We start from the raw sequence: 16,307 nt of genomic DNA, 5'->3' as shown, positions 1-16,307 counted from the left end.
TATTAATTGCTCTTTTTAGATATGTGATGATACTGGAGAGGTATTAATCACTTCAGCCCTTTCAGCAAACGATGTTCATTTGATGCTTTTTCAGCCTGCCATATAAAACTAAGAAATTTTTTCATTGTCATCACTGCCTCATTTGTGTTTTCAAAAAAATAGAACGGTAACCTCTAATGACCGCTCTAATGCTCTGTTCATTAATATATCAGTATAATGGCTAACTTTATATTTCGCTCACCTGGCCATTAACAGTTCTTCCTCAATTTTAAAGGATGATATTTATATTTTGCAAAGTCATTCACGTAGACTTACAGAAGATGAGAACTGGATGGTTTATTGATAATTTGAATCTTGCACAAATAATTCAAGAGGGGTTTCGCATATTAAATAGGAAACAATGATATTAAAACTAGGCTTTTCGCGATCAAAAAAATTCTTCAGAAGGCTTTCTCCCTTATTAATAGACGCACATTTACATAGAGTGTGCTGATATTTTCTTGCACGGAAGATAGTCGCACAGGAGCGATTACTTAACCCAATCCAGAAATTAATTGAGATTTAACACCGCCAGTTGATAAAATTGTAATATACATGTATCACCACATTTCCTTATAAAAAAAGAACCTACCTACGTATCCAAGTTACCTATCTGGGTCTATTTTATGATCGGCTTTTTTAGTTCAGATTATCTGAATATGGATAGGAATTAATTTATCAGTTCAGTTAATCAAATTATATTTACATATTTATCAAGACAAAATCTCATCGGTAATATTCTCCATAAACCTCCCAACCTCTTTCTCAAACAGAAATTTAACACTCCCCACCGGCCCATTCCTCTGCTTGGCAATATCAATCTCGATAATCTTGTTTTGTTTGTCTTCTGTATTGTAGTATTCATCCCTGTATAAGAGGATGATGACGTCTGCATCTTGCTCAATGCTGCCGGAATCGCGCAGGTCGGACATCCTTGGGCGTTTGTCCATTCTTTGTTCGACGCTTCGTGATAGTTGGGAAAGCAGGATGATTGGGACCAGGTATTGTCTGGCGATTTGTTTCAGTTCCTTTGTGATGCTGGCGATTGCAAGATCATGACGCTCGTGCTTTCCCGTTACCGCAATCAATTGAAGATAGTCAATCACGACCAGATAATTCTCACCGGGAAAGTCCCTCCTTGTTTTTTGGATCCTTGCACGGATGTCGGCTACGGTCTGTCCCGATTGGTCATGGATTTGCAGCTTCCATCTATGGTAAACACCCATGGCTGTGTTTGCTTTTACCTGGTCTTCTTCATTGAAATACTTGTAAGCGTTCCTCCATTTGCCGCCGTCTATCCCGGTCAGGCTGCTGAGAATTCGTTTGACCAACTGCTTTTGCGGCATCTCGAGAGAAAACAAGTCTACTACTCCGCCTTTTTGGCAGCAGTTCATGGCCAGGTTTAGAGCAAGAGCTGTTTTTCCCATCGACGGACGGGCAGCGAGTATGATTAAATCCCCGCTGTTCCAGCCTCCTGTCATCCGGTTCAGGACATTGAAGCCTGTATCGACGCCTGACAAGTCCCCGTGTTCCTCGTAAATTTCATCGTAAATTTCCATCAGGACATCATGTTTCGACCCTTCCTTCCTCATGCCGACTTCCTGCATCTCGATATAGGTTTGATAGAAGCTTTCAGCCCCCTCCATGCTTGCGCTGTTCAGGAAGGTGGCAGCTGAACGTTTCAATTCACGGATTTTATAGTGTTCCAGGACAATCTGCTGGTAATGCTCGACATGGGCAGCGGTTGGACATGCCCCTGCAAATTCGGTTATGTAACTGATCCCGCCGATATTTTCGATTTCCCTGCCGAGCTGTTCTAGCATCGTTACAGGGTCAATTGGACGGCTTTTTTCCCGTAGTTGAAGCATTGCCTCAAACAACAGCTGGTTCTTTTTGATCGAAAAATGACAGGGCGCGAGCATGATTTCATGAATGGTATGTGATTCCAGGAAGACTGCGCCAAGTACCATACTTTCCGCTTCCAGGTGTTTTTCTTGTTCATGGGAATTAAAGCCATGAAGGCTGAGGCTTTCTTCTTCCAAATACAGCATCCCGTTCAAGCCGTTCTCTCCCTTCCCGCTCCCATTGCTTTATTTTTTCGGTGAAATCGTTTTTTATGTCCTCGTAGGCGGCAATTTCCGCAATCGCGGGTGGAAATGGTTTAGTGGCGATATGGGCCATGAGCTTTTGCATGACCTGTTCAAAGCCCATTTCCCTTCCCATATTGACCCATAGGAGGACCGTTTCATCATTGATTTTAAATTGGGAATAGGCTGCTTCGATTTTTGATAGAACCTGATAAACTTCTTGTGGATTCACGGTCTTCAACACTCCCGTTACTATCTTTAAAGACCTTCAGCCTGGGCATCCGGTCTAAAAGTGGCTCGTCACCGTTTCTCTTTTTCTTGCCGCTTTTCTTCAGCTTTGTTAAGATTGCCTTTTCATAATAGACAAGGCTGTTGATCGTTTCATGGCTGGAGCCTTTGGCATGGACACGCTGGATTTCATCCATCCATACAAGCAGCTGGGCCAGCGGAACGTCAAGGCCGGCAATTTCCTCCGCTGCATTTATATCCTTTGAAGACAGGACATTACCGCGCTTGCGAAGCTCAATAAACCTCTGGCTGATTGCATTTATCCGTTCATCGGTTTTCTGGGATGCCTGCTTTCCTGTTGCAGGGACTGGTCCATTATCCTTCTTTACTTTCTCTTCATTCTCTTTTTCTTGATTTTGTTCCGGCTTCGTACTGGGCTCGTTTTCCTTTCGTTCTGGCACCGTTCCGCGATCAGGAGGGCAAAAAAAATCAATGGATCCACCATTTTGAATTTCATCGTATTTTAGAAGGGTGAACAGTGTGCCGAAAGTTGTTTCTTCTGTCGCAATCAGCCCTTTTTTTACGAGCTTATCTGCAGCCCTCTTGATGGTGCTTTTTGAATATTGCTTCTCTCCTCTTCCTTCCCGGTAACTGAGATCCTCTGCCAATTTCGAATACGCCCTTATGTATTGCCCGCGTTTTAGCTGCATGCCATTCACCATCCTGCCGTCCTCTCTCATCACCTGGATCAGCAGCAAAGTGAACAGCCTGAACGGCACTACTTCCCTCCACAGCTCTGACTCCAGTAAATCCCTGGGCAGCTTCACCCAACCACACATATAAACACCTCATCATATGTATTTTGTTTCATTTTTTATATATGGAAAAAACAGATAAATGGACAGGGCAGAAATAAATTTTTTTAAAACCAGTTTGATGCGAAGCTATCCTGCTTTCTGAGTTTCATTTCACTTTCAGCTTTTTGTACCCGAAGACCCCATTCTTCGAACCGTTTATTTTTAAAATTACTCGCCATTTATCTCTTAAAATGAAAAACGAGCATTTGATTTTTTCGTTAAAAATCATCAATCGAGTGCAAATTTGGGGCATTTTTATGAAAGTGTCCTTGGCAAAGTGTGAACAAACTTTAGATTCGTCCTTCCATAAATATGGCTGAAAATTGAGGATGATTTCACAGCTTCTAAAAAGGGAATGAAGTTCGGTTATTTACTATAATCCCCTCATTCTTCAAATAACAGGTGCAAGCGTTGTGCATTCAAACAACTGTAATCCAGGTGACTTTTTCTTATTTTGCAGGGGGGCTAGTCATAATGAAGGAATTAAACGATGTATAGCGAAAAAATAATGTAACTATTCATAAAGGGGATGGCAAAAATGACTATCGTAATAAAGGAATTACCTGAAACTGAGGTAGCATTTATCAGACGTATTGGAAGTTATTATGAACCGCAAGAACACTGGGGAAACCTCATTAATTGGGCAATCAACAATGGACTTTTCCCACCTGACCAATCTTATATCGGAATTTCGTTAGATAATCCTGATTTAGTGGAAAGTAAAGATTGCCGCCACGATGCGTGTGTTACAATTCCCAGTGGGTTTGATAAAGAGAATCATAGTGATATGCAATTCAAAACGTTGGATGGTGGGCAGTATGCCTTGTATCCCTTTTATGACACACCTGAAAAACTAAATCTTGCTTATGAATATATGTACGGAGAATGGATACCAGCTAGTGAATATGAGGCGGATTACGACAGAAATAATCTTGAAGTTAATATGAATAACCCTTCCGAAGACCCAGAAGGAAAATGTAAAGTTGATTTATTTGTACCAGTCAAAAAAAGAACCTCTTGAAGAGGTTACATATTCAAGAAACCCTGTAGGAGAGTGTACCATTTTCAACATATGTGCAGGTTAATAGGTATATTGTGCAAAACATTGTTAGGTTTTCTGATATGATCCTTTTAATAAAATGGATGTTTGGTATATTAAACCCATATAACATAAGATAGGTGATATTGTTGCAAAATAGTTTAAAAGCAGACAATAGTATTAAAATAAAGAGATGTATATCAATCGAGGAACATTTAGGCGGTCTTTCCACACTTCTGATCGATGTTGTTGACGATGGTGGTTCTATTGGTTTTTTACCGCCATTGAAACGTTCAGAGGCAAATATGTATTGGGAAAATGCATTGAACGATGACGTTATCTGTTTTGTCGCTGTGATCAATCACGTTATAGCCGGAAGTGTTCAACTACATCTATGCTCAAAGCAGAATGGCCGACATAGATCTGAAATTGCAAAACTGATGACTCACCCTGATTGCAGGCGGAATGGAATTGGACGATTACTAATGGAGAAGGCTGAGGAAACGGCCTTGCAGATGGGAAGAACCTTATTAGTTCTTGATACGAGAGAAGGAGACCCTTCAAATCTACTTTATAATTCGTTGGGATATGTTCAAGGCGGACGGATTCCTGACTACGCAATGTCTCAAGACGGAAGTTTAGATGCGACTATCATTTATTATAAGAATCTTGTTTAATAGCCTGTTTCGGCCTCTTTTATCCTTAACTGGCGCTTTGTCCCAGGACGGAATAACATTTTTTTGTTGAAATTACCCGACTTAAAGGTTAGTTGCTAAAAAAGTTGCTTTGGAGTCGGAAACATCGTGATCCCGTATAATGATTTACATTCAGGACTATTAGAAAAGTGCCTGTCACTCTCGAATTTTGTCAATTATTTCCGCCGTAATTTGAGTAGTGACTGGCACCAAACATCAATATTTGTCTAATTACTTATTTCGTTAACAGAAACAACGTATTTTTGATGCCATTTCTCCCAATTTCCTTTAGGAAATTCGGCGTGATAACGTCCATTTAATAGATCAATCAATACATCAAGGCAAACGTGCCATCCAGTCAAATCTTTCGAGGTATGATCATTTAGTGTACTGATAAATTCTTTTATGTACACCCAAAACCTTGAGAGTGATGTCATTTTCGTGACCGAGAAGGTTGGCGCCCGGAAGCGGTTGCTGAACTGGATCGAAAAACTTATTGAACTTTTATAGCACCTATCGACAACAACCCCCTTACATCAAAATAGTTGTAAGGGGGTTTCAGCTTTACTTATAATCAGGTGCTTTTAATGTTACTTTTATATTTCTTTATTGTAATTCGTTCAAACATTCAGTTACTGTATCAACAATAAACGCTAACTCTTTTTCAGTGATGATCAAGGGAGGCGCTAATTGAAGCACATTATTGTAACCCGCTACCGTGTCACCATTTTTCCCAACAATTAATCCTTTTTCCTTGCAAGAGGCTATTACTCTATTAATCTTGTTAAGCTCAATCGGCTCCTTAAAATCTTTATTCCTGACAAGTTCTATTCCGACTAAAAGTCCCTTTCCTCTTATGTCACCAACATAGGGATGGGTTTTGAGGGCTTCCAGCTGCTCTATAAGCCTTTCCCCCAGTACTTTGGATCTTTCGATCAGGTTTTCGTTTTCGATGATTTCCATATTCTTCAGCGCCAGTGCGCAGGCAGCCGGATTCCCGCCGAACGTATTGACATGACGGAAATGGTCATATTGCCCGTTCCCTGCGTAAGCATCATATATTTCCCTTTTCACAGCCGTCGCCGATAAAGGCAGATAGCCGCTTGTCAGCCCCTTTGCCATTGTGATTATATCAGGCTTCACCCCATAGTTCATATAACCAAAAGGCTTTCCAGTCCGGCCAAAACCGCAGATGACTTCATCACATAGCAATAGTGCCCCATGCTTCTCACAAATCTCTTTTACTTTCTGCATATAATTGTCGGGAGGCATTAGTATTCCTCCCCCGGTAATGATAGGCTCCATAATTACACCAGCAATCGTTTCACTGAGCTCTGCTGTCATTACATTATCGATTTCAAGAGCACTATCGAGGGTTTCCACATCATCTGGCCTGCGGTACAAATCTGGTGATGTGACATGAATGAACCCTGGAGCTAAAGGCTCGTATTTATATTTCCGCTGCGCCTGGCCTGTCGCAGCTAATGCACCTAATGTACTGCCATGGTAAGCCCGATATCGGGAAATGAATTTATATCTGCCGCTCTGTCCAGTTTGGTGATGGTATTGGCGGGCCATTTTAAATGCTGCTTCGTTTGCTTCTGACCCACTGTTGGAAAAGAAAATGAGGTAATCTCCATCAAGCCATTCATTGATTTTTTCAGCTAATTTAATGGCAGGCAAATGACTTTGGGAAAGCGGGTAGTAAGGCATTTCCTGCAGCTGCTCGTACGCAGCTTGAGCCAATTCCTGCCTCCCATATCCAACATTTACACACCATAATCCTGACATTCCGTCTAAGTATTTTTTTCCATCGATATCCGTAATCCAGACTCCCTCACTTTTTGTAATAATTAAGTTTGACGGTGACGGAGCGGATCCCCTCATGGAGTGCCATAAATATTTCTGATCTGTGCTTTGCCAATCCTGGATTTGCTGAGCTTTCTGCATAGCCTTCCCTCACACCCTGTCTTTTTAATATCTTGCCGTAACCATTTTCTTGCGAGTATAAAAGTCGACTCCATCCCTGCCGTTTGCGTGCAGGTCCCCATAAAAAGAATTTTTATAACCTGAGAAAGGGAAAAATGCCATCGGAGCCGGAACACCCAGGTTGATGCCCAGCATTCCCGCATCAATCTCTTCACGAAACTTTCGAACGGCTTTCGCACTGTTTGTATATAGACATGCGCCATTTGCAAACTCTGACTGGTTCGTGATTTCTATTGCCTCCTCGAGGTCTCTGGCACGGACAATTGAAAGTACAGGAGCAAAAATTTCATCCTTCCAAATCTTCATTTCTGTCGTTACATGATCGAAAATAGTCGGCCCGATAAAATAACCTTCCTTATCAGATAAATTGTTCCTGCCGTCCCTGATAAGAGTTGCCCCTTCTTCCTCACCCTGGCTGATATAGTTCTGGGTCCTTTTTAAATGGGCAGGTCTGATCACCGGACCTAAAAATACACCCTGTTCTAAACCATTGCCCATTTTAAGTTCGTTAGCTGCTTCTTTAAGACGTTCAACAAGCTCATCTGCGATATCTCCAACAGTCACCACAACTGAACAGGCCATGCATCGTTCGCCGGCTGAGCCAAATGCTGCACCAATAATGTTCTTGACTGCAGAATCCAAATCGGCATCAGGCATAACAATGGAATGATTTTTGGCTCCGGCAAGAGCCTGTACACGTTTTCCATTTGCCGCTGCCACCTTATAAACATATTCCGCAACAGGCTGGGATCCAACAAATGAAATCGCTTTAATATCTTTATGCTCCAACAGTCCATTTACCACATCATGAGCCCCGTGGACAACATTCAGCACTCCGTCTGGAAGACCCGCTTCCTGAAAGAGCTCTGCCAGTCGATTTGCGAGAAGAGGAGTCCGTTCAGAAGGCTTCAAAATAAAAGAATTTCCACACACAATCGCAAGCGGGAACATCCAGCAGGGTACCATCATTGGAAAGTTAAAGGGGGTGATGCCTCCTATAACTCCAAGCGGATAACGATAAAACCCTGATTCGATGCCTGTGGCGATATCAGGAAGCTGGGATCCCATCATTAATGTGGGAGCACCTGCAGCAAATTCAACACATTCGATTCCCCTTTGGACCTCGCCGTATGCTTCCTCATAGCTTTTTCCATTTTCCAGCGTTACCAGCTTAGCCAGCTCGTCCCAGTTATCGGTCAGAAGCTGCTGATATCGAAAAAGAATTCGTGCCCTCTGGGGAACCGGTACTTGCTTCCATGAGTAGAACGCTTCTTTTGCTGCTTTTACTGCATGTTCGAGATCCTGACGAGTTGACAGTGGAACCTTAACAAGGACCTCCCCAGTTGCAGGGTTAGGTACTTCCTCGTAATTTTTGCTTGCAGACTCGACCCACTTTCCGCCTATGAAGTTTTTTAAGGTATCTACTGTATTGACTACTGCCATTCTTTTGCCTCCTGTTCGGTTAGAAAAATGCCGCGTGTGGACCTGGAAAAGGTTTTCGTTCTTTCCAGGCTGCTGCTGGTGGTTATGATTAGATCAGAATATCCATTCTTTCAACAGCAACTTTACACAAAATGTTCGACCCTAACTTTCTTCTATCAATACCCTATTCTTGTCAGCTTAAAAAGTGTATTGCTGAAAGGGTATATAAATGAACCGTTTCCACCAATTCATCAATATCCACATATTCATTTGCGTGGTGGGGGATATGGCGGTCGCCTGCACCTGTCGTCAGTATTGGAACCCCTGCCAAATGGAGAAAAGTTCCGTCTGTAGCGCCGGGTACCCCGTTATAAATCGGCTCCTTGCCGGTAATTTCCCTGTATGCACTATCTACAGCCTTTACTAGGGGATCATTCCTGTCGGTTTCCGTCCATGGCCGGTCTTCTATTACTTCAAAACTAGCTTTAAAATCCGGGTCATTCTTTGACAGCATGCCAAGAATGGCCTCAATGCTTTGTTTCAGCATTTCATGGTCTTGTCCGGGGATTGTCCTAATATCCAGTGCGGCCATACATGTATCAGGCATCACGTTGATTTGAGAATCACCCTTAACTGGTGCATGTAGGATGGTAGGCGTAATGCTTGGCCATCCTAAATAAGGATCTTGACCGACTCTGTCTTTTTCGCTTTGCTCCAACTTTTCAAGTTCGGTGATCAGTCTTGCCATCCGTGTTATCGGGTTGATCCCGGTTAATGGCATCGCTCCATGAGCCATTTTTCCATAGGTTTTAATAATTGCCCTTATTGCACCTTTCTGTGTGATGCAAAGCTGATTTTCTTCCGGCTCGCAAATGATCGCCCCGTTTACATCCTTAGCCCAGCCTTGACGGATAAAGTCCTTGATTCCAATCATCATATCTTCTTCGTCACACGGGATACAAAGAAGGATTTTACCTGTAAATTTCACGCCGGATTTCTTAATCGTGTGGACAGCAGTTATTGCTGCGGCCAGGTTTCCTTTTGTGTCACAAGCACCTCGGCCATATATTCGTCCATTTTCTATCACCGCGCCAAAAGGGTCATAATTCCATGATTGAAGATTACCCTCAGTCACTACATCGGTGTGCCCTTCAAAAAGCAATGTTTTCCCAGGCTGTCCTGAATCCAAAATAGCAATAATATTGGGCCGGCCGGGGACAACCTCTTGGTAATTTACCTCGAGCCCGATGTCTTTTAAATATTGTTGAACGAATCTTGCGACCTTTTCTTCGTTTCCGCCTTCTATACCTGGCCTGTACACACTTTTGATTTTAATAAGTTCCCTTGTCAGCTGCACCACTTCATTTTTATCGACAAAGCTTAAAACTGAAACAGACTTGGAATCGATCGACATTGACATCACACCTTTCCTACTTGACTATTAGTCTTTGTGAAAGTCTCTGTAAGCGGGAAATCCCTCAATACTTTCGGCTGAGTAAATGGCATTCAGTACAGCCTCAGCCATTACTTCCGCTGCTATGGCACCCACAATGTCCACTTTTACATCTACTCCCCCCGTGGCAATAGAAAAAATGGTATCACCGTCATACATGGTATGAATCGGGTATAGGGTCCTTGCCAATCCATCATGAGCCATTGATGCTATTTTAGCTGCTTGTACCTTATTGAAGTTTGCATTACTTGCGACAGCCCCAATGGTTGTATTCGTTCCTGCCGTAAGAGGGTCTAACGAATTTTCCAGCATAAAGTCTAAACTATTTCGAATTCTTCCCATACTGTCCCTTGGACCTGCAAGAATTCTTCCAGTTACGGGGTCACGAACCTCTCCAACCGCATTGACTGCTACTATGGCCCCTACAATAAGTCCATTTGGATATACTCTCGAAGCGGTTCCAAGTCCGCCTTTCATCGCACGATTGAAACCTGCAGCCTTCCCAACCGTTGCCCCGCAGCCTGCTCCTATATTGCCTGTCGCAAATTCTCCGCGGGAGGCTCTTTTTGAAGCTTCATAGCCCATTTTTTTATCAGGCCGGACGGAGGGATCTCCAACTGGCAAATCAAACAATACCGCACCCGGGACAATTGGAACTACTCCAACACCAACATTTAAACCATGTCCCTGTTCTTCTAGAAATTGCATGACACCTGAAGCAGCATCAAGCCCATAAGCACTTCCTCCCGCAAGGCATAATCCATGGACTTTTTCTACAAGATTTATAGGATTTAACAAATCAATCTCTCTCGTGCCGGGAGCGGAGCCCCTTACATCTACTCCACAGACTGCCCCCTCCTCCATTAACAGGACAGTACAGCCGGTGTATGCATTGGCATCCTCTACATTGCCCACTTTGATGCCTGGTACATCAGTAATATTATTATTGGCTTTCATTTACATTCCGCCTGAAATTTTTGATTTTTTGCTCCCTGCCTTGCCAAGCTGCTTCCAGGCTGCAACTACGGCAACTGTAACAATAACTGACACTATCGCTTCAGGAATTCCGTTTGTGATACCGACTGTAAGCGCGACTCCCGGAGCAAAATATCCCCGTACAACAGCCATGGTCAGAACTAAAATTGTATTTGTTATGGAACCTATAAATCCAGCTACACCGATTGCAACATATTCATTATATTTTTTTAATCCTGCATACGCTAAATAGGCAGTGATCCCGATGAACAATCGAGGAACTATTGATACGAGGGGATCCTTGAATAAGGGAATGGTAGCCTCCAGGAATGATGATACTCCAAAAATTAAACCAATGATCAATGCAACAAATGGGCCTTGCATAACTCCCCCGATAATTGCCGGCACATGCATAATCGTTGCATTTCCTGCCGCAGTAGGCACCGGGATAAACCCAAGCCTTGTAACTCCAAGCAGAATGGCAATGGCACCCAATACCCCGGCAACTACAATCTTTCGTACTGTTAACCCTTTTTCCACTACAATTCACCCCTATTATTATTTTTTTAGGCTGTTTTCGTACGATTGCTGCTTTTCGATAGTTTTCAAACCTGAACTCATTAAGGGATTCATGGTTCAAACAGGAAAAAGAATGACAAGCAGCAAAGTTTACGAGAAAAGCCCATTTCTATAAACAGCCATGAAACTGGCTATCTATCATTGCCAAGAAGTTTCCCTGATTAATAAGTAAACGGGAAGAATATTAAGAATATTGAAAATAATAAACTTGCAGTGAGGACCATATAATCAGCTGATTTTGCCTGGTATTGGATATAATGAGACCGTTCGGATCCTGGCGTGTAGCATCTTGTCTCCATGGCAAGTACTAAATCTTCGGCACGTGACATGGCCACAGTAAATAGTGGAATAATGATCGGGAACATATCCTTCGTTCGCTGAATAATTCGCCACCAGGCACCTGTACCGAATTCAGCCCCTCTTGAAGCTTGTGCCTTCATCATTTTTTCCATTTCCATTGCGAATGTCGGGACGAAACGGATAGCAATCGTAATAATTAGGGCAAATTCATTCACCGGGAATTTAATATATTTTAATGGCTTCAGCACGCTTTCTATCGCATGTGTAATTTGGGTAGTCGAGGTGCTAAGTGTAAGAACACTGCTTAAAAAGATAATCTCTATAAATCTGATAGCAGACACGATCACAAGCCTGACACTGTCCGTTGTTATCATCACAAACCCATATTCCAGAAGCACTGTGCCGCCTGAAGCCACACTATTATAAAAAAGCAGCTGCAGTAAAGCTAAAATGATAATAAACGGTATAGCCGGCTTCACACCGGAAAGCCCATAGCTGATCGGGATACGTGACATCCAAAATAACAAACAGGAAAATATAAGAGCAATCACACTCCCCGCATATGTATGGCTGATTGCCATTGCAAGAATTAAGGCAGAGAAGGACAACAGCTTAATCCGCGGATCTAATCGATGAATAAAGGAACCTGTCGGCAGGTACTGGCCAATCGTTATATTTCTTGTTAATTCGAATTCATGTCCGGCCAATGCTTTCTCCCCCTTTACCAGATTGCAAGATTGAGATAATTTCAGCAGCAGCATTTTTCACTTCATAGGCGCTTAAATCAACTGAATACCCTTCTTTCTTTAACCCGCTCAGAATCTCTACTGTTTCCGGTGTCCCAATATTGTGTTGCTCAAGCACATTTTGATTGGAAAATATCTCTTTTGGGCTTCCATCAAGCACCGTTTTACCTTCCGCCATCACAAACACTCTATCTGACAGATAGGCGACCTCTTCCATATTGTGGGACACGAATACAACCGTCATATTTTCCTTCTTGTTAAGCAGCTGAATCTGTGATAATAATTCAATACGTGAACGGGGATCAAGACCGGCAGTTGGTTCATCGAGTACAAGCACCTTAGGTCTAAGCGCCAGCACTCCTGCTAAAGCCACCTTCCTTTTTTGGCCTCCGCTTAACGCATAGGTGAGCCGATCCTTCAATTCTTCAAATGACAGGCCTACTATCTCCATCGCCCATTTAACACGATCCCGCACTTCCTCAATAGGAAGGCCCATCTTGAGAGGACCAAAGGCGATGTCATCCCCGATTAATTGCTCAAAGATTTGATCCTCCGGATTTTGAAAAACAATTCCTACCTTTCTTCTAACCTTTCTAATATCTATCTTGGGTTCAGACATATCTTGTCCATTGATGACAACTTTTCCTTTCTGGGGCCTTAAGAGCCCATTAAAATGCTGGATCAGCGTGGACTTTCCAGAGCCGGTATGTCCGATGATTGCAACACATTCCCCTTCCTGAATCGCCATATTCACCCCTGTAAGCGCCTGATGTTCCATGGGTGTTTTTTCCATATAGGTATGATGAAGATCCTTTATTTCCAAGATTGGTTTCGAAGTCATCCGGCGTACACCCCGCTTCTGGAGGATAACCGTCTTACTTCTTCGATGATTTCTTGTTTATAAATGATGTCAGGACGGAAATCTCCATATTGGTTATGAATGATTTTAGCCATCCTGCTTGCGGCAGGTACATCCAGATTAAGCGCCTGAAGAACCTCTTCCTGCTGAAAAATGTCTCTTGGGCTTCCTTCCATTACGATTTTCCCATGCTCAATTACAATTACACGGTCCGCTTCCGCCACCTCGGACATATGATGGGTTACCGTTACAATGGCCATCTTATTCTGGTTAAGCTTGCGGACAACTTGCAGGATATCCCTTCGTCCAAAAGTGTCGAGCATACTGGTTGCCTCATCAAGCACCAGGCACTCCGGCATCATGGCAATAATGCCGGCTATTGCAATTCTCTGCTTTTGTCCTCCAGACAGATGATGCGGCGGCCTGTTTCGGAACTCTGTCATACCCACTGCATCCAGCGCAAAATTGACTCTCTCCTTCATTTCCTGCCTGGGAATGTTCAAATTTTCAAGCCCGAAGGCTATATCATCCTCAACAATGGTTGCTACAATCTGGTTATCCGGGTGTTGAAACACCATTCCAACCTTTCGCCTGATGCTACGCTGCTGTTTTGTTTCTTTTGTGTTCATTCCAGCAACAAGCACATCACCCTGATCGGGTTTTAAAAGTCCGTTTAAGTGCTTTGATAAGGTTGATTTTCCCGAGCCATTATGCCCGATGATTGCGACATATTCCCCTGGGAAAATGTCGAATGAAATATCTTGAAGCACCGGGATGGACACATCTTTGTTGATCTTATAAGTAAAGGAAACATTTTCTGCACGAATTAAAGGTTCTCCCATCAGATTCCCCTTCCCCCATCAATATTTAAAATCTCGCCGGTGATCATCTTCGCCTGGTCCGAAGCCAGGTAGAGGACACCATTCGCAATATCCTCCGGCTGAATGAGCTTTCCAAGCGGGACACTATCCACAAAGATTCTTTTTTTCTCATCTTCCGCCCTTTCTGTATTTCCGGGAAGGAATTTGTCCAGCATTGGCGTTTCCGCAGGACCTGGATTTATGGCGTTCACCCGGATATTATTAGGAGCGAGTTCCAACGCAAGAGCTTTCGTCAGCATGATGGCGGCTCCTTTTGATGCACAATAAGCATTTAATCCTGGCCGGGCTCTCACTCCTGCTATGGAGGCGATATTAATAATGGATCCCCGGTTATGTTTTTTCATAAATGGAATCACATGCTTTACCGTCAGGAAAATGGACTTAGTGTTGACACCGATAATTCTGTCCCATTGCTCCAGGGCCATCTCTTCGATCGGGATAAATGATTGTGGAACACCCGCACAGTTCACAAGAATATCTATCCCCACAAATGCTTCTGCTGCATTACTGATTAAATTCGATACACTAGCTTCATCCGTTACGTCCGTTTTAACAACCATGGCCCTGCCATCATTTATTACTCCTACTATTTGAGCTGCAGCCTCTTCATTTATGTCTGCCAGAACAACATTCGCCCCTTGATCTGCAAAAAGCCTTGCTGTCGCAGCGCCCATTCCAGACCCTGCACCTGTAACAATCGCCGTTTTACCAGCTAATAATCCTTGGCTCATAGATTCATCACCACCATACGCTCTTCTGTCATCTCCTGAATGGTATAGAATGGTCCCTCTTTTCCAATGCCGCTGTTTTTTACTCCGCCATATGGCATCACGTCATTGCGGTATGTTGAGACATCATTGATGATGACACCCCCATATTCAAGTTTCCTTGCAGCCTTCATAGCGACATTCAAATCCTTAGTAAAGATTCCCGCCTGAAGGCCATATTCAGAATCATTAGCCCATTTGATCGCATCATCAATGGTTCCATAAGGGGTCATTGTAACAACAGGGGCAAACAATTCCTTGCAGACCACCTTCATTTCCTGAGTGGCATCAACTAGAACATTTGGATAAAAGAGAGCCCCTTCCCTCTTAACAGGCAGGAGTGCCTTCGCACCCTGGGCTATGGCTTCATTCACCCACTCTTCAACCCTGCTTGCTTCTTTTTCACTAATCATCGGTCCAACATCTGTGTCGGGATCCTCAGGATTGCCTACCTTTAACTGACCAACATATGATAGATATTTATCGCTAAATTCGTCGAAAACCGACTTGTGTACATAAAGCCGTTGAACCGCTATGCATGCCTGTCCCGCGTTGTGAAAACTCCTGCTTGCCGCAGCCCTGGCAGCCAGGTCTAAATCAGCGTCGAAATGAATAATATTAGGTGAATTGTTGCCAAGCTCCAGGGCCACCGGCCTCATTCCACTTCTTTCTTTGATATGCAAACCTACTTCACCTGAACCAGTAAATGTATACATCGCAATCCGCTGGTCATCCAACAGCCACTCGCCGACCTCACTCCCTGCGCCTGTAATAATATTGACATGCCCTTTCGGCAACCCTGCCTCCTCTAACAACTCCACAATTCGGAACGTGGTAAGAGGTGTCATTGTTGCCGGTTTCACCACAACCGTATTGCCAGACGCGATTGCTGGAGCAATTTTATGTACACCGAGCAATAATGGATAATTAAATGGAGTAATCGCCCCGATCACACCCTTAGGCACCCGTATTGTGAAACCAAGTCGATTTTCTGACCCTTCAGTCGCTTGCAATGGCACCATTTCTCCTGAAATTCTTTTAGCCTCTTCTGCAGACAAACGAAGTGTGTTGATCGTCCGGTCTAATTCACCCTGTGCATCTTTTTTTGTTTTTCCAACTTCTTTAATAAGGAGCGATTCTAATTCTTCCCGGCGCTCCTTTGCCAGCTCGGAGGTTTTCAGAAGGACGTCGTAACGCTTGAACGGGGTTAAAGTATCATTTTGAAAAGCAGCTTCGGCAGCTGAGACGGCATCCATAACATGTTGTTTTTCCGCTTTTGAAATCGAAGCCAGTTCGTCGCCCGTAAACTTGTCATAAACGGGTATGCTTTCATTCGTTTCTATATGTTCTCCGCCAATGTATAGTCCGAAATGTTTTTCTTTCGTTTTCAT

15 protein-coding genes are annotated in these 16,307 nt (G+C 43.3%); 2 read left to right on the top strand and 13 right to left on the bottom strand.

Going from position 1 to position 16,307, the window contains the following annotated elements; translation table 11 throughout:
- Positions 1–752: 752 nt before the first annotated feature.
- Genes dnaB through CVD19_RS20970 form a run of 3 tightly spaced genes read right to left on the bottom strand, consistent with a single transcriptional unit; the run spans position 753 to position 3,193 of the window.
- Positions 753–2,090 carry a replicative DNA helicase gene (gene dnaB / locus CVD19_RS20980; RefSeq protein ID WP_101585153.1) on the bottom strand — a complete coding sequence of 446 codons (1,338 nt, stop codon included), beginning with the start codon at positions 2,088–2,090 and terminating at the stop codon, positions 753–755.
- A complete protein-coding gene (locus CVD19_RS20975; protein ID WP_180953731.1) occupies positions 2,047–2,358 on the bottom strand; it encodes a replicative helicase loader/inhibitor in 312 nt (103 codons plus the stop codon). The genes dnaB and CVD19_RS20975 overlap by 44 nt, the downstream gene beginning before the upstream one ends.
- Positions 2,297–3,193 carry a hypothetical protein gene (locus tag CVD19_RS20970; RefSeq protein WP_101585135.1) on the bottom strand — a complete coding sequence of 299 codons (897 nt, stop codon included), beginning with the start codon at positions 3,191–3,193 and terminating at the stop codon, positions 2,297–2,299. The genes CVD19_RS20975 and CVD19_RS20970 overlap by 62 nt, the downstream gene beginning before the upstream one ends.
- A gap of 556 nt (positions 3,194–3,749) precedes the next feature.
- Here CVD19_RS20970 and CVD19_RS20965 point away from each other — a divergent pair.
- Together CVD19_RS20965 and CVD19_RS20960 are read left to right on the top strand one after the other, a co-directional pair.
- On the top strand, positions 3,750–4,232 hold the full coding sequence (locus CVD19_RS20965; RefSeq protein ID WP_101585134.1) for an AraC family transcriptional regulator: 483 nt from the start codon (positions 3,750–3,752) through the stop codon (positions 4,230–4,232).
- A 197-nt stretch (positions 4,233–4,429) separates the two neighbouring features.
- On the top strand, positions 4,430–4,927 hold the full coding sequence (locus CVD19_RS20960) for a GNAT family N-acetyltransferase (RefSeq protein WP_101585152.1): 498 nt from the start codon (positions 4,430–4,432) through the stop codon (positions 4,925–4,927).
- A 624-nt stretch (positions 4,928–5,551) separates the two neighbouring features.
- On the opposite strand, the gene CVD19_RS20950 is transcribed toward CVD19_RS20960, so the two are convergent.
- The 10 genes from CVD19_RS20950 to CVD19_RS20905 all read right to left on the bottom strand — a co-directional run bounded on the left by CVD19_RS20950 (position 5,552) and on the right by CVD19_RS20905 (position 16,307).
- Positions 5,552–6,895: an aspartate aminotransferase family protein gene (locus CVD19_RS20950; RefSeq protein WP_101585133.1), complete on the bottom strand. Its 1,344-nt coding sequence runs from the start codon at positions 6,893–6,895 to the stop codon at positions 5,552–5,554.
- A gap of 24 nt (positions 6,896–6,919) precedes the next feature.
- Positions 6,920–8,377, bottom strand: a complete 1,458-nt coding sequence (locus tag CVD19_RS20945) for a CoA-acylating methylmalonate-semialdehyde dehydrogenase (RefSeq protein ID WP_101585132.1) — start codon at positions 8,375–8,377, stop codon at positions 6,920–6,922.
- A 172-nt stretch (positions 8,378–8,549) separates the two neighbouring features.
- Entirely contained in the window at positions 8,550–9,770 is a 1,221-nt protein-coding gene (locus tag CVD19_RS20940; protein ID WP_180953730.1) for a M20 family metallopeptidase, read from the bottom strand.
- A gap of 27 nt (positions 9,771–9,797) precedes the next feature.
- Positions 9,798–10,766: a P1 family peptidase gene (locus CVD19_RS20935; RefSeq protein ID WP_101585130.1), complete on the bottom strand. Its 969-nt coding sequence runs from the start codon at positions 10,764–10,766 to the stop codon at positions 9,798–9,800.
- A complete protein-coding gene (locus CVD19_RS20930) occupies positions 10,767–11,324 on the bottom strand; it encodes an ECF transporter S component (RefSeq protein WP_101585129.1) in 558 nt (185 codons plus the stop codon).
- Between the two features lie 200 nt (positions 11,325–11,524).
- Complete coding sequence (locus tag CVD19_RS20925) at positions 11,525–12,370, bottom strand: energy-coupling factor transporter transmembrane component T family protein (protein ID WP_257985225.1); 846 nt, start codon at positions 12,368–12,370, stop codon at positions 11,525–11,527.
- Positions 12,357–13,250 carry an energy-coupling factor transporter ATPase gene (locus tag CVD19_RS20920; protein ID WP_101585127.1) on the bottom strand — a complete coding sequence of 298 codons (894 nt, stop codon included), beginning with the start codon at positions 13,248–13,250 and terminating at the stop codon, positions 12,357–12,359. Before CVD19_RS20920 ends, CVD19_RS20925 begins: the two co-directional genes overlap by 14 nt.
- Complete coding sequence (locus CVD19_RS20915; protein ID WP_101585126.1) at positions 13,247–14,113, bottom strand: energy-coupling factor transporter ATPase; 867 nt, start codon at positions 14,111–14,113, stop codon at positions 13,247–13,249. The genes CVD19_RS20920 and CVD19_RS20915 overlap by 4 nt, the downstream gene beginning before the upstream one ends.
- Positions 14,110–14,880, bottom strand: a complete 771-nt coding sequence (locus tag CVD19_RS20910) for an SDR family oxidoreductase (RefSeq protein WP_101585125.1) — start codon at positions 14,878–14,880, stop codon at positions 14,110–14,112. Before CVD19_RS20910 ends, CVD19_RS20915 begins: the two co-directional genes overlap by 4 nt.
- A complete protein-coding gene (locus CVD19_RS20905; protein ID WP_101585124.1) occupies positions 14,877–16,307 on the bottom strand; it encodes an aldehyde dehydrogenase family protein in 1,431 nt (476 codons plus the stop codon). The genes CVD19_RS20910 and CVD19_RS20905 overlap by 4 nt, the downstream gene beginning before the upstream one ends.

The sequence above is a fragment of the Bacillus sp. T33-2 genome (assembly GCF_002860205.1).
Lineage (GTDB): Bacteria > Bacillota > Bacilli > Bacillales > Cytobacillaceae > T33-2.
Note: the sequence above shows the minus strand (reverse complement) of the source record. Positions and strands in the feature narration are given on the sequence as shown.